We start from the raw sequence: 13,972 nt of genomic DNA, 5'->3' as shown, positions 1-13,972 counted from the left end.
TTCACCGTGCGTCCGCCGCCAGCTGCGTCGTCGCCAGTTCGCGGTACAGCTCGTCCTCCGCGATCAGCTCCTCGTGCGTGCCCGCGCGGCGGACCCGGCCCTCCTCCAGGACCACGATGCGGTCCGCGTGCCGGACCGTGGACAGGCGGTGCGCGATGACCAGCACCGTCGTCCGACCGGCCAGTTCGAGGATCACGTCGCGCAGCGCCTGTTCGTTGACCGCGTCCAGTTGCGAGGTCACTTCGTCGAGGAGCAGCAGGCGGGGGCGGCGCAGCAGGGCGCGGGCGATGGCGATGCGCTGGCGTTCTCCGCCGGAGAGGGTGACGCCCCGGTGGCCGACCGCCGTGTCCAGCCCCTCGGGCAGCCGCTCGACCAGGGCGTCGAGGCGGGTGCGGGCGACCGCCGACGCCAACGCCTCGTCGTCGGCGTCCGGGGCGGCGAAGAGCAGGTTCTCCCGCAGCGTCCCGGCCAGGACCGGCGCGTCCTGTTCCACGTACGCCAGCGCGCCCCGCAGCTCGGCCAGCCGCCAGTCCCGGATGTCCCGGCCGCCCACGGTGATGGTGCCGCCGTCGTGGTCGTAGAACCGTTCCAGCAGGCTGAACACCGTGGACTTGCCCGCCCCCGAGGGGCCCACCAGCGCCACCATCCCGCCGGCCGGGACGTCGAAGGTCACCCCCAGGTGGGCGGGGGCGCGCTCGTCCCCGTACCCGAAGGCCACGTCCTGGAAGGCGACTCCGAGCGGGGCGGCGGAAGCCTCGTTCCGTACGGGTGCGGGGGGCGCGGCCGGTTCGCCGGGCAGGGACTCCACCTCGTCGATCCTGCGTACGGCCGCCAGCCCGCTCTGCAGGCCCGTCCACCCCTCGACCAGGCCGCCGATCGGGCCCATCAGGTAGAAGAGGTACAGCAGGAACGCGATCAGCGACGAGATCTCCAGCGAGCCGGAGGCCACCCGTGCGCCGCCCACGCCCAGCACCGCCAGGAACGCCAGCTGGATCGACATCATCATCGTGACGTCCGAGACCGACGACCACCGCGCCACCGCGACGCCCCGGTCGTGCGCGTGCCGGGCCGCCGCCGCCACGGCCGCCGTCTCCCGCTGCTCCGCCCCGCTCGCCTTGACCGTGCGGAACGCCTGGAGCACCCGGTCCAGCGCCGCGCCCATCGCGCCCACGGACTCCTGCGCGCGGAGCTGGGCCCGCTGGATGCGCGGCATCAGCAGGGAGGTCACCGCACCGATGCCGACGATCACCACCAGCGTCACGCCGAGCAGCGTCAGGTCCATGTACGCCATGAAGGCGATCGTCCCGAGCAGCATCAGCACGCTGTTGAACGACTCGACCAGGCCGCTGGAGAGGACCGTACGGAGAAGGGTCGTGTCGCTGGTGACGCGTGACTGGAGGTCGCCCGGCGTCAGCCGGTCCACCGCCGGAACCTTCAACCGCATGATCCGGCCCACGAGTTGGTCGCGCGCCCGGAGGACGACGCCCTCGCCCGTACGGGCCATGAGATAGCGCCCGTACGCGGAGAGGCAGGCCCCGGCCAGCACGAGCACGGTCAACGCGACCAGCGGGCCGGCGGGCGAGCGGTCCGCGGCGAACGCGTCCACCGCGTACTTCGCCGTCAGCGGCATCGCGAGCCCCGCCCCGGAGCCGGCGAGCGAGAGCAGGCCCGCGCGGACGAGAACGCCCCGGTGCGGGCGGACGCGGGCGAGGAGCAGCCGGAGGGGGGCCGGGCCCCGCGTTTCGGGGGTCTCGGAAGCCTTGCCGGCGGCCTCGGAAGCCTCGCCAGGGGCCCCGGAAGCCTTGCCGGGAGCCTCGGAAGCCTTGCCGGGGGCGTCGGAAGCCTTGCCGGGGGCCTCTCCCCCCTCAGCCGTACCGCTCGGCTTCCCCTCCTCAGGCGGCCCGCTCCGCCCCGCGCCTGCCGTCGTCCCCGCCGCCGTGCCCACCCGGACCCCCTCCGTCTGCCGTCACCACCATCAAGGGACGCAGATCGGCCGGTTCCGCCTGCTCCCCGACCGTACGGCCCCCCGCCTGTACCCAAGCATGCGGGGAGAACGGCGGCGCCGCCCGCACCCCCGCGCACCAGTCGGGCCAGACGCCGGACATCCGGCAGGCCAGGGCGATGGCGACCGAGCGCGGCAGGCAGCCGTAACGGCCCGCGCAGCGGCGGCTGGTGGAGACCACCGCCTCGAACACCTCCAGCGTCTCCGCGTACGAGGCCGGGCGGGCGCCCCGGGCGCACCGGGCCAGCACCCGGCGCAACCGCCCCGGCTTGAGACGCGCCAGGACGAACGCGGCGGCGATGGCCGTACGCAGCCGTACCCCGCCCGCTCCCGCGCCCCGGCGCGGCATCGTCATCTCGGTGGTCATGCGTGCAGGATCCTCGCCTCGACCAGCTGACGGGTCAGCTCCGCGACATCCGACTCCGCCTCGGCCCGCTCGACGTCGAACGCGGCGAGAATCCGCTCCACGGCGGTCTCGGGCGGGTGCCCGGCGGCCAGCGTGTCGACGACGATGACGCTGGTGTCGTTCAACTGCCAGTAGCTGCCGTCGTTCTCGTCGAGGAGCACGCCGCCGTACTCGGTGGTGGTGACGGCGATGCCTTTTCTGAGCTTCACAGGGATGCCTCGCTGGTACGGGTACGGGTAGGGGCAGGGGTCCGGTGGGGCGGGGGCGCAGGCCAGGCGTTCTCGGCCGTGCGGAGCCAGGTCTCCCCGGCCACGGTGGAGCTGATGGAGTGCTCGACCAGGACCGGTGAGAAGGGTTCGGCGGCGAGCCGGAGCAGGCGGCGGCCATCGACCAGGCCGCGTTCGGCGAGCCGGGAGCCGGTCCACAACTCCGCCAGCTCCGGGCCGTGTTCGCGCAGGCCCTGGTGTTCGTCGGAGGACATGTGGTCCTTCGTGGTCCGGGCCAGCAGCGCGTCCGGGACCACCCCGCGCATCGCCTCGACGAGCAGCGGCTTGTAGCGCCAGGGGCTGATCCGGTCCTGGAGGCGTACGGCGAGGGTCGCCTCCAGGACGCGGTCGTCGTAGAAGGGCGCGGCGACCGGCAGCCCGATCGTCGTGCCGATCTCCTCCATCGCCTGGAAGTGCCGGGCCCCCATCCGTACGGCGTCGATGTCGACGTGCCGTCCGCGCCACGGGTCGATCGGTTCGGCGTGCTCGGCGGCGGCCCGGAACTCCTCGGTGATCAGGGCGTTGGCGTGCTCGGTGAACCAGGGGCGCAAGGACTGCCGCACCCCCCAGGAGAGCAGCGGGGTCCGGGCGACCGGCTGGGGGGCGGCGGTGACCGCCCCGGCGAGCCAGCGGGGGAAGGCGGAGCGGTCCAGCAGGGCCTTCACCGTGGGCAGGAGCGGCCAGCCGAGCTGGTGGCGCAGGCCGCCGAGGTGGCTCCAGGCGGTGAACGGGTTCCCGTGGAAGAGGTCCTGGTAGGCGTGGGGCAGGCCCAGGAAGAGTTCGTCCCCGCCGTAGCCGGTGAGGTGGTAGCGGGAGCCGGTGGCGCGGGCGCGGCCGAGGAGGAGGTCCGCCCGGGCCCGGCCGGGGGCGACCGGGAGCGGTTCGTCGTTCAGCTCGGCGGCGCAGGAGGCGAGATCGGCGTAGAAGTAGGGGGCGTCGGCGGCGGGGACGACGCGGTGGTCCAGGACGGGGTCCGCGTGACGGCCGGCGGAGGGGCCCGTCCGGCGGGCGTGGGTGGAGGCCGGGTGCCCGGCCGGGGCGGGAGCCGTGCCGCGATCGTCCTGCCCGGCCAGCTCGACCGCCCTCCGCGCCCATGTCTCGTCCTCGCTGTAGCGGTCGCGGGCGGCCACGGTGAGCAGCGAGAGCCGCTGCGGACCGGTGGCGCGGGCGGCGAAGGCGAGGGCGGTGGAGTCCAGGCCCCCGGACAGTTCGCAGCTGATCCGGTCCAGACCGCCGACATGGGCCCGTACGGAGGCGGCGATGGCCTCACCGAGCGCCCGCGCCCCCTCGGCCAAGGGGAGTTCGGCGGGCGGCGGCTCCCACCAGCGGTGCTCCGTGGGGCCGGGGGCGGCGGCCGTGCCCGGTGCTGCGGCGGGCAGGGCCAGACCGTACCCGGCGCCGGTCTCGTGCACCCCGCGCCACACGACACGGCGGCTCAGGGGGTGCGGCAGGAAGTCGAGCATGCGCAGGGCCAGCGCACCGTCGTCCAGGGGGGCGTCGATCAGCCGGGCGAGGACGGCGGGGCGGTCGGAGGCGATGGTTCCGGCCTGGGGGTGCCGGGCGTGATAGACGCGGCGCAGCCCGGAGGCGGTGCCTCTGATCCAGGTCTGCCCGGAGAGCCGGGCGATCACGTGGTGGAGGCCGGGCAGCCGGGCGAGACGGCGCTCCAGGGCGGTCCGGTCCCGGGCGCCCTCCAGAAGGCCGGAGAGCACGGCCTCGGGAACGCGGTCGGGGCCGATGAGCACGAGGGCGTCGTCGCCCCGGCGGAGGTGGCTCACCCTGCGGAACGCCGGACGGGCGACGACCCAGGGCCGGCCGGACGGGTGGGCTACGGTCAGGACGTCGCCCCCCGTCGCGGCCCGCCCGGCCGGGTCAGGGGCGGCGAACCGCCCGGCCGGCTCCTGTACGGGAAGCCGCCCGGCCACCGCCGCGCCCGCCGCGCTGTCCGGCAGAACGACGAAGTAGTCACGCAGATGGCCGGGCATGTTCACCTTCCGGAAGTTCTCGTACCTCGCACAGGAATCCGGGGTCCGGATCAGATGATGCGGCGGACCCAGTACTCCTTGTACGAGCCGTAGAAGTAACCGGCGGTCTTCTTCGAGAAGTCGCCCTGCTTGAACAGCGACGGCTTCACGTAAGCCTTCTTCTGCTGCTTCACGAGATCTCCCCTTCCAGGTGACGGAGTACAGCTATGCCCCATATGCGTCTGCATAACTGGCGTTATCCATGCGACTGGTGTTCACCATGTGAACACCAGAGCCATCATGTCCCTCTGCGGAACCGGTACGCATGGTTCCGACTCACCGCGTGAATTTGGCCGGATAGCGTGAGCGGCAAAGGGCGGAGGCCGAGATTCCGGCCCGGGGCGCACAACCGTCCGGTCAGCATGTGCAGTCGCACACCGAGGGCGCGCACCACTGAAGTGGAGTGGACCAATAAGGGGCCGGGGCCGCCGGATCGGTCGGTGAGCTGCCGGGAGAGGGAGGCGCTACCCGCATACCCGCAGAACCGCCCCCGGGGCTTCCTGCCCGCCTCCGGGCCCGCATTACCCCACGCGCGACGGGCACGCCACCGACTTCGGCGAAACCGCACCGGCCCGTGCTGCCGTACCGCGAAGATCGCGGCAAGACATCATTCGGCCACGCCGAACGCCCACAGCGACCGTCCGACTACCGAGCGGCCCGGCGTTCCCGGGCCGAACCCCTCCGGACCCGAGGCCGAGCCCCCTCCGCACCCGAGGCCGAGCCCCTCCGGACCCCGGGCGGGCCTCTCCGGACCACGGGCGGAACCACGGCCGAGCCCTCTCCGGACCACGGGCGGAACCCCGGACGGACCACCTCCTCCTGCCCCCCGCAGCCGCAGCCACTCCCCAGCCGCAGCCACCCCCACAGCCGCGCCACACCCGTGCCCGCCCCCGCTCCCGGCTTGCCGGCCCCGCAGACGCCTCAGGGGCGGCACCTCCGTGAAGGAGGTACCGCCCCTGAGGGACGTACGCGGAACTTCGCGATCGGCAGGCCGATCAGAAGTCCATGTCACCGCCCGGCATGCCGCCCGGAGCGGCCGCGCCGGCCTTCTCGGGCTTGTCGGCGATGACGGCCTCGGTGGTGAGGAACAGCGCGGCGATGGACGCGGCGTTCTGCAGGGCGGAACGCGTGACCTTCGCCGGGTCGAGGATGCCCTCGGCGATCATGTCGACGTACTCACCGGTCGCGGCGTTCAGGCCGTGGCCGATCGGGAGGTTGCGGACCTTCTCCACGACGACGCCGCCCTCGAGACCACCGTTGACGGCGATCTGCTTGAGCGGGGCCTCCAGCGCGAGCTTCACGGCGTTGGCGCCGGTCGCCTCGTCGCCCGTGAGGTCGAGCTTCTCGAAGACGGCCGAGGCCTGGAGCAGAGCCACGCCACCACCGGCGACGATGCCCTCCTCGACGGCGGCCTTGGCGTTGCGCACCGCGTCCTCGATGCGGTGCTTGCGCTCCTTGAGCTCCACCTCGGTGGCGGCGCCGGCCTTGATGACGGCCACGCCGCCGGCCAGCTTCGCGAGGCGCTCCTGGAGCTTCTCGCGGTCGTAGTCCGAGTCGGAGTTCTCGATCTCGGCACGGATCTGGTTGACGCGACCCTGAACCTGGTCGCTGTCACCGGCGCCGTCGACGATCGTCGTCTCGTCCTTGGTGATGACGACCTTGCGGGCGCGGCCGAGCAGGTCCAGGCCGGCGTTCTCCAGCTTGAGACCGACCTCCTCGGAGATCACGGTGCCGCCGGTGAGGATGGCGATGTCCGCGAGCATGGCCTTGCGGCGGTCGCCGAAGCCCGGAGCCTTGACGGCGACGGACTTGAAGGTGCCCTTGATCTTGTTGACGACCAGGGTGGAGAGCGCCTCGCCCTCGACGTCCTCGGCGATGATCAGCAGGGGCTTGCCCGACTGCATGACCTTCTCCAGCAGCGGGATCAGGTCCTTGACGCTGCCGATCTTCGAGTTGACGATCAGGATGTACGGGTCGTCGAGCGACGCCTCCATACGCTCCATGTCGGTGGCGAAGTACGCCGAGATGTAGCCCTTGTCGAAGCGCATACCCTCGGTGAGCTCCAGCTCCAGACCGAAGGTCTGGGACTCCTCGACGGTGATGACGCCTTCCTTGCCGACCTTGTCCATCGCCTCGGCGATCTTGGCGCCGATCTCGGTGTCGGCGGCGGAGATGGAGGCGGTGGAGGCGATCTGCTCCTTGGTCTCCACGTCCTTGGCCTGCTCCAGCAGAGCGGCGGAGACGGCCTCGACGGCCTTCTCGATGCCGCGCTTGAGGGCCATCGGGTTGGCGCCGGCGGCAACGTTGCGCAGACCCTCGCGGACGAGAGCCTGGGCGAGAACGGTGGCGGTGGTCGTACCGTCGCCGGCGACGTCGTCCGTCTTCTTGGCGACCTCCTTGACCAGCTCCGCACCGATCTTCTCGTACGGGTCCTCGAGCTCGATCTCCTTGGCGATGGAAACACCATCGTTGGTGATCGTGGGCGCGCCCCACTTCTTCTCGAGGACGACGTTACGGCCCTTGGGGCCGAGGGTGACCTTGACGGCGTCGGCGAGCTGGTTCATCCCGCGCTCGAGACCGCGCCGTGCCTCCTCGTCGAACGCGATGATCTTGGCCATGTGAAGTGGTCCTCCCGGACAGGGGTGGATTGCTCCGGACCGAGAGGCGCCCGCGACGGACGGCCTGCCGTGTGGTGGTTCCTTGCCCCACCGCACCTGCGGACCTCACCGGCCCGGTCCAAAATTCTGTCACTCTCACCTGGAGAGTGCTAACGCCAATGATTAGCACTCGACCCCCGAGAGTGCAAGCGCCTCGGGCGAGTACCCGCCAGGCGGTCCGGGGCCGCGGGGGCGCGACAGGGGGCCGTCGGCCGTACGGCCCCCGGGGGGGCTCCGCCGCCCCCGGACGCGCGTAGGGCCCGATCCCCGGCTGGAGCATTCCCGGGGTCGGGCCCTACGTGCGTGAGTGGTGTCGTCGGACGACCGTGCCGAGCTCAGCCGACGGCGAGCTTGACCATGTCGGCCTGGGGCCCCTTCTGGCCCTGCGAGATCTCGAATTCAACTCGCTGACCCTCTTCGAGGGTGCGGTACCCGTCCATCTGGATCGCGCTGTAGTGGACGAAAACATCCGCACCACCGTCGACCGCGATGAAGCCGTACCCCTTCTCCGCGTTGAACCACTTGACGGTGCCCTGAGCCATGCCTAACTCCCCTATTACTGGCCCTTGCACGGGACCGCACTTCGCGGGCCCGGGTCGCGACTCACCCTCCGACAGGAGAGGGTGCGCGGCGCCGCAGCGCGTCGACCGCGGCCGAATGTATCCGTCCAACTGCCCTCTGCAACAGGTCAATCGGACGAGAAATCTGGGCGCGCTTGAACACGCGAATATGCGGGTTTCCTGAGATTTACGGGCAAGTCGGGCCAGACAAAGGGCACTTAAACCGCAAGAGGTTCACGTACTTTGGCTGCTTCTTATCGGGGCCGGGCGCATTCTCATATGCGGGCGGCACGAGCAGCGAACGGGGCTTCCCCAACTGTACCGCGCTCAACCATGCAGAATTGCCCCCTCCGCTTCTGGAGCGGAGGGGGCAACTGAGGTCACACGAAAGCACCATGGCCGCACGGGGCCCGACGGTCCCGCAGGGCTCGACGGTCCCGCGGAGCCCGGCAGCCCCATGGGGCTCGGCAGCCCCACGGGGCTCGGGCCGGGCCGGCTCAGCCCGGATCGGACCGGCCCGGCCCGAGGCGGCTCGGCCCGGATCGGCCCGCCCGGGACGGTTCAGCAGCCGCCGGCGACCGCGGGGATGATCGAGACGCCCGCGCCGTCCGGGGTGGCCGCGTCCAGGCCGCCCTCGAAGCGCACGTCGTCGTCGTTGACGTACACGTTGACGAAGCGGCGCAGCTTGCCCTGGTCGTCCAGGACGCGGGCCGCGATGCCCGGGTGGTCCTTCTCCAGGGACTCGATGACCTCGGAGAGCTTCGCTCCCTCCGCCGTGACCTCGGCCTGGCCGCCCGTGTAGGTGCGGAGGATGGTGGGGATGCGGACCTTGACGCTCATGACGGACGCCTTTCTCGGTGCTGCGGTCGGGATGGTCAGGCGGAGGCGAGGCCCGCGGCGCGGAACGCGTCCAGGCTCGGCTTGATGGTCGCCGTGGCCTGCGAGGTGGGGGCGACCGCGTCGAGCGTCTTGAGGCCGTCGCCGGTGTTCAGGACGACGGTGGTGAGCGCCGGGTCGATCACGCCGGCCTCGACCAGCTTCTTCGTCACGCCGACGGTCACCCCGCCCGCCGTCTCGCCGAAGATGCCCTCGGTGCGGGCCAGCAGCTTGATCGCGTCGACGACCTGCTCGTCGGTGACGTCCTCGACCGCGCCGCCGGTGCGGCGGGCGATGTCCAGGACGTACGGGCCGTCCGCCGGGTTGCCGATGGCCAGCGACTTGGCGATGGTGTTCGGCTTCTGGGGCCGTACGACGTCGTGGCCGGCCTTGAAGGCGGCGGAGACCGGGGAGCAGCCCTCGGCCTGGGCGCCGAAGATCTTGTACGGCCTGTCCTCGACGAGGCCGAGCTTGATCAGCTCCTGGAACCCCTTGTCGATCTTGGTGAGCTGGGAGCCGGACGCGATCGGGATGACGATCTGGTCGGGCAGCTTCCAGCCGAGCTGTTCGCAGATCTCGTACGCCAGCGTCTTGGAGCCCTCGCCGTAGTACGGGCGGAGGTTGACGTTGACGAAGCCCCAGCCCTCGCCGAGCGGGTCGCCGATGAGCTCGGAGCAGAAGCGGTTGACGTCGTCGTAGGTGCCCTCGATGCCGACCAGCTCACCGCCGTACACCGCGGCCATGACGACCTTGCCCTGCTCCAGGTCGTGCGGGATGAAGACGCAGGAGCGCAGGCCGGCGCGGGCGGCGGCGGCGCCGACGGCTCCGGCCAGGTTGCCCGTGGAGGAGCAGGAGAGGGTGGTGAAGCCGAAGGCGCGGGCGGCCTCGACGGCGATCGCGACGACGCGGTCCTTGAAGGAGTGCGTCGGGTTGCCGGAGTCGTCCTTCACGTACAGGCCGCCGGTGACGCCCAGCTCGCGGGCGAGGTTGTCGGCCTTGACGAGCTTGGTGAAGCCCGGGTTGATGTTGGGCTTCTCCGCCACGTCGGCGGGGACGGGGAGCAGCGGGGCGTACCGCCAGATGTTGTCCGGGCCGGCCTCGATGCGCTTGCGCAGCTCCTCGGGGGAGGCGGTGGGCAGGTCGTACGCCACTTCCAGCGGCCCGAAACAGGAGGCGCAGGCGAAGAGGGGGCCGAGCTCGAACCGCTCGCCGCACTCGCGGCAGGAGAGCGCCGCGGCGGGACCGAGATCGACGGCCGGGGCGGAAGAAGTGGTGGTGCCTGCAACGGTCTGAACAGCCATGATGGCGGAGGTCCCTTTCTCCTCATCTTCCTCGCGACGCATTTCGCCGCAAGACGGAATTGGCACCTTCCCCACCGTGACCTCGCGGTCGGCAGGAGGGTTGCCGGGACTTCAACGGGCCGTTCCCTCAGTCCCTCTGGATGAGCTCTGTGGCACTGGATCTTCGATCCAGGCGTTTATGCGCGCTCCGACCCCGACATGCGATGGCTCCGCGCGTTGCTCAAGACTGTAACCGAAGCACCGGACCGGCGAGATAGTCGTCCGAACCGCGAGATGGATCACACACAGGGAGTGCCGACCGTGCTCGAAGAGGTGGAACGCTGGCTGACCAGGCGTTCCTGGTCGTCCGGCGACCGCCCGCTGAACCGGCTCACCGAGGCGCGGGCCGCCGACCCGCGGCGTACGACCGTGAGCGTGGTGCTGCCCGCGTTGAACGAGGAGGCCACGGTCGGCGCGATCGTGGCGACGATCCGGCGGGAGCTGATGGAGGAGGTCCGGCTCGTCGACGAACTCCTGGTGATCGACTCCGGCTCCACCGACGCCACCGCGTCCGTGGCGCGGGCGGCGGGCGCGCGGGTGGTCCACCGGGACGCGATCCTGCCCCGGATTCCGGCGGTGCCCGGCAAGGGCGAGGTCCTGTGGCGGTCACTCCTGGTGACCAGCGGCGAGATCGTCTGCTTCGTGGACGCGGACCTCCGGGACTTCTCGGCGGACTTCGTCTCGGGGACGGTCGGGCCGCTGCTGACCGACCCCGACGTGCAGTTCGTCAAGGCGATGTACGACCGCCCGCTCGGCGACGAGGCGGGCCAGGGCGGCCGGGTCACCGAACTGGTGGCACGCCCGCTGCTCAATCTGCACTGGCCCCGGCTGGCCGGGTTCGTGCAGCCGCTGGGCGGCGAGTACGCGGTGCGGCGCTCCCTGCTGGAGCGGCTGCCGTTCCCGGTCGGTTACGGGGTGGAGCTGGGGCTGCTGGTGGACGCGCTGCACACGGTGGGGCTGGACGCGCTGGGCCAGGTCGACGTCGGCGTACGCGTCCACCGCCACCAGGACGGGCGGGCGCTGGGCCGGATGGCGGCGGCGATCTACCGCACGGCGCAGCTCAGGCTCTCCCGCGGCCATCTGGTGCGGCCGTCGCTGACCCAGTTCGAGCGCGGCGAGGGCGGCTTCGTCCCCCGTACGCATCCGGTGGACACCGAGGAGCGGCCGCCGATGCGGGAGATCGCGGAGTACGCGGAGCGGTGGGCGGCGTGAGGCGGTGAGCGCCCGGAGCGCCGCGGCCGTGTGAGGCGGTGGGCGGATGGAGCGCCGCGGCCGTGTGGGGCGGTGGCCGGGTGGAGCGTCGGGGCGTTTGGGGGCCGGGCTCACGGGCTAGGTTCCGGTACATGGTCTCCGAGCACACGCCTTCCCCCGGTTCCACCGCTTCCCAGGTCCTCGTCGCGTCCAACCGCGGCCCCGTCTCGTACACGCTCGGTGAGGGCGGGGAGCTCGACGCCAAACGCGGCGGGGGCGGCCTCGTCTCCGGGCTGAGCGCCGTCGACGACAAGGTGTGGGTCTGCGCGGCCCTCGGCGAGGGCGACCGCGAGGCGGTCCGCCGCGGGGTCGGGGAGCCGGGCGTCCGGATGCTGGACATCGACGCCGAGGTGCACGCCGCCGCCTACAACGGCATCGCGAACTCGGTGCTGTGGTTCGTCCACCACATGCTCTACCAGACGCCGGTCGAACCGGTCTTCGACGCGGAGTTCCGCCGGCAGTGGGCCGCGTACGAGACGTACAACCGGGCGTTCGCGCGGGCGCTGGCCGAGGAGGCGGAGCCGGGGGCCTCGGTCCTCGTCCAGGACTACCACCTGGCCCTGGTCCCCGGAATGCTGCGCGAGCTGCGCCCGGACCTGAGGATCGGCCACTTCTCGCACACCCCGTGGGCGCCCGTGGACTACTTCCGGCTGCTGCCCGACGACATCGCCGAACAGCTGCTGCGCGGCATCCTCGGCGCGGACCGGGCCGCCTTCCTGACCCGCCGCTGGGCGGACGCGTTCATCGCCTGCTGCACCGAGATCCTCGGCGGGACGGGCCGGACCCGGGTCGGGGTGCACGGCCTCGGGGCCGACGCGGACTTCCTGCGCCGGCGTGCGCACGAGCCGGACGTGGACGAGCGGATGGCCGCGCTGCGGGAGCAGGTGGGCGAGGGGCGGAAGACCATCGTCCGGGTGGACCGCACCGAGCTGTCCAAGAACATCGTGCGCGGCCTGCACGCCTACCGGACCCTGCTGGAGTCCCATCCGGAGTGGCGCGAGCGCGTCGTGCACATCGCCTTCGCCTACCCCTCCCGCCAGGACCTCGCCGTCTACCGGGACTACACGGCGGCCGTGCAGTCGCTGGCGACGGAGATCAACGGCCAGTACGGCACCGAGGGCTGGACCCCCGTCGTCCTCCACGTCAAGGACGACTTCGCCCGCTCGCTGGCCGCGTACCGGCTGGCGGACGTGGCCCTGGTCAACCCGATCCGCGACGGCATGAACCTGGTCGCCAAGGAGGTCCCGGTCGTCTCGGACCAGGGCTGTGCGCTGGTGCTGTCACGGGAGGCGGGGGCGTACGAGGAGCTGGGCGAGGACGCGATCACGGTGAACCCGTACGACGTGACGGGCACGGCGGAGGCCCTGCACGAGGCGCTGACGATGCCCGGCGACCAACGGTCCGCCCGCACGGAGCGGCTGGCCGGGGCGGCGACGGCGCTGCCGCCGCAGCAGTGGTTCCTGGACCAGCTGGAGGCGCTGCGCCAGGAGTGAGGGGAGCGGCCGGAGGGCCGCACGGCCTGCGCAGGCCGCAGGCGCCGGTGGGGCGCCGCCGGACGTGCGCCGGGAGCCGGGCCGCGCGGCCCGGCTCCGCACTGCGGCGCGGCGCGGCCGGGAACTACAGCCGTTCCGCCAACGCCGCCAGGAAGGCCACCACCGCCGCCGGGCCGGGGACCGACAGGTCCGCGCGTTCGGCCAGTTCGGGCACCTCGGCGCTGCCGCTGCACACCAGGAGGCCGGGGACGCCGTCCGGGCCCTCGGTCCGCAGCTTCTCCACGGCGGCGAAGGCGGCGAGGTCCCCGAGGTCGTCGCCCGCGTAGATCACGGACTCCGCGTCCAGCTCGGCGACGAACCGGGCCAGGGCCACGCCCTTGTCCATGCCGGGCGGCCGCAACTCCAGGACCAGGCGGCCGGGTTCGATGATCAGACCGTGCTGCGCGGCCAGCTCGCCGAGGGGGCCGGCCAGCGTATCGAAGGCCGCCTGCGGGTCCTCGGCGCGCCGGGTGTGGACCGCGACGGCCTGCCCCTTCTCCTCGATCCAGGCGCCGTCCCCCACGCCGAGCTTGTCGAGGAGGCCGGGAAGTTCGGCTCGGACCGCGGTGACGCCCGGGTGCGGGGCGGGGGCGTCGACCGTTCCGGTCACGGCGTCCCAGCGCTCGGCGCCGTAGTGGCCGAGCACGACCAGGTGCTCCAGGCCGGGGACGCCCGCGAAACCGCCGTACCGCACCGCCACGTCCGCCGGGCGGCCGGTGATCACGGCGACGGCCGCGACCTTCGGCGCGAGGGCGGCGAGCGCCTCGACGGTGCCGGGGTGGGCGCGCGCCTGCTCGGGGTCGGCGACGATGTCGGCGAGCGTGCCGTCGAAGTCGAGGGCGACGACCGCGCGGTCGGGCCGGGCGAGCACGGCGTCGAGCCCCTCGCGGCCGGCCGGAGTGGTCGGGGTCGGCAGGTTTTCCGGGTGACTGCCCATGGGGCGAGCCTAATCCCTCGGCGTCGGAGAGCGCATACGTACGCCGCCGGCCCGTGCGGACGCCTGCGCCGGGGCGACCGAGCTTGACACCCGCTCCCTCACAACTCCATGATTCCATTAA

The 13,972-nt window shown here is 72.3% G+C and carries 12 protein-coding genes and 1 riboswitch; of the genes, 2 read left to right on the top strand and 10 right to left on the bottom strand.

What is annotated here, in order from left to right:
• Nucleotide 1 precedes the first annotated feature (1 nt).
• The 9 genes from ACH4K1_RS00170 to thrC all read right to left on the bottom strand — a co-directional run bounded on the left by ACH4K1_RS00170 (nt 2) and on the right by thrC (nt 10,092).
• Nucleotides 2-1,945: an ABC transporter transmembrane domain-containing protein gene (locus tag ACH4K1_RS00170; protein WP_398084756.1), complete on the bottom strand. Its 1,944-nt coding sequence runs from the start codon at nt 1,943-1,945 to the stop codon at nt 2-4.
• A complete protein-coding gene (locus ACH4K1_RS00165) occupies nt 1,893-2,369 on the bottom strand; it encodes a lasso peptide biosynthesis B2 protein (RefSeq protein WP_228989536.1) in 477 nt (158 codons plus the stop codon). Before ACH4K1_RS00165 ends, ACH4K1_RS00170 begins: the two co-directional genes overlap by 53 nt.
• On the bottom strand, nt 2,366-2,617 hold the full coding sequence (locus tag ACH4K1_RS00160; RefSeq protein ID WP_398084753.1) for a lasso peptide biosynthesis PqqD family chaperone: 252 nt from the start codon (nt 2,615-2,617) through the stop codon (nt 2,366-2,368). Before ACH4K1_RS00160 ends, ACH4K1_RS00165 begins: the two co-directional genes overlap by 4 nt.
• Nucleotides 2,614-4,659: an asparagine synthase-related protein gene (locus tag ACH4K1_RS00155; protein WP_398084751.1), complete on the bottom strand. Its 2,046-nt coding sequence runs from the start codon at nt 4,657-4,659 to the stop codon at nt 2,614-2,616. Before ACH4K1_RS00155 ends, ACH4K1_RS00160 begins: the two co-directional genes overlap by 4 nt.
• Nucleotides 4,660-4,709: 50 nt before the next feature.
• Nucleotides 4,710-4,832, bottom strand: a complete 123-nt coding sequence (locus tag ACH4K1_RS00150; protein ID WP_018511015.1) for a keywimysin-related RiPP — start codon at nt 4,830-4,832, stop codon at nt 4,710-4,712.
• Nucleotides 4,833-5,693: 861 nt separating this feature from the next.
• A complete protein-coding gene (gene groL, locus ACH4K1_RS00145; RefSeq protein ID WP_003967345.1) occupies nt 5,694-7,316 on the bottom strand; it encodes a chaperonin GroEL in 1,623 nt (540 codons plus the stop codon).
• A gap of 374 nt (nt 7,317-7,690) precedes the next feature.
• Complete coding sequence (locus ACH4K1_RS00140; RefSeq protein WP_003967346.1) at nt 7,691-7,897, bottom strand: cold-shock protein; 207 nt, start codon at nt 7,895-7,897, stop codon at nt 7,691-7,693.
• Between the two features lie 579 nt (nt 7,898-8,476).
• Nucleotides 8,477-8,755 carry a MoaD/ThiS family protein gene (locus ACH4K1_RS00135; RefSeq protein WP_030113311.1) on the bottom strand — a complete coding sequence of 93 codons (279 nt, stop codon included), beginning with the start codon at nt 8,753-8,755 and terminating at the stop codon, nt 8,477-8,479.
• A 35-nt stretch (nt 8,756-8,790) separates the two neighbouring features.
• Entirely contained in the window at nt 8,791-10,092 is a 1,302-nt protein-coding gene (gene thrC / locus ACH4K1_RS00130; RefSeq protein ID WP_398084747.1) for a threonine synthase, read from the bottom strand.
• A gap of 19 nt (nt 10,093-10,111) precedes the next feature.
• Nucleotides 10,112-10,239, bottom strand: a riboswitch (SAM riboswitch).
• 153 nt (nt 10,240-10,392) lie between these two features.
• Between thrC and ACH4K1_RS00125 the strand changes: the two genes are divergently transcribed.
• Both ACH4K1_RS00125 and ACH4K1_RS00120 read left to right on the top strand, forming a co-directional pair.
• Nucleotides 10,393-11,343 carry a glucosyl-3-phosphoglycerate synthase gene (locus ACH4K1_RS00125; protein ID WP_398086522.1) on the top strand — a complete coding sequence of 317 codons (951 nt, stop codon included), beginning with the start codon at nt 10,393-10,395 and terminating at the stop codon, nt 11,341-11,343.
• Between the two features lie 131 nt (nt 11,344-11,474).
• Nucleotides 11,475-12,875, top strand: coding sequence for a trehalose-6-phosphate synthase (locus tag ACH4K1_RS00120; protein WP_398084744.1), 1,401 nt, complete (start codon nt 11,475-11,477; stop codon nt 12,873-12,875).
• A gap of 124 nt (nt 12,876-12,999) precedes the next feature.
• Here the strand turns inward: ACH4K1_RS00120 and otsB are convergent, their stop codons facing one another.
• Entirely contained in the window at nt 13,000-13,851 is an 852-nt protein-coding gene (otsB, locus tag ACH4K1_RS00115) for a trehalose-phosphatase (RefSeq protein ID WP_228989531.1), read from the bottom strand.
• Between the last annotated feature and the right edge of the window lie 121 nt (nt 13,852-13,972).

This window comes from Streptomyces sp. NPDC017448 (genome assembly GCF_044330565.1).
Lineage (GTDB): Bacteria > Actinomycetota > Actinomycetes > Streptomycetales > Streptomycetaceae > Streptomyces.
Note: the sequence above shows the minus strand (reverse complement) of the source record. Positions and strands in the feature narration are given on the sequence as shown.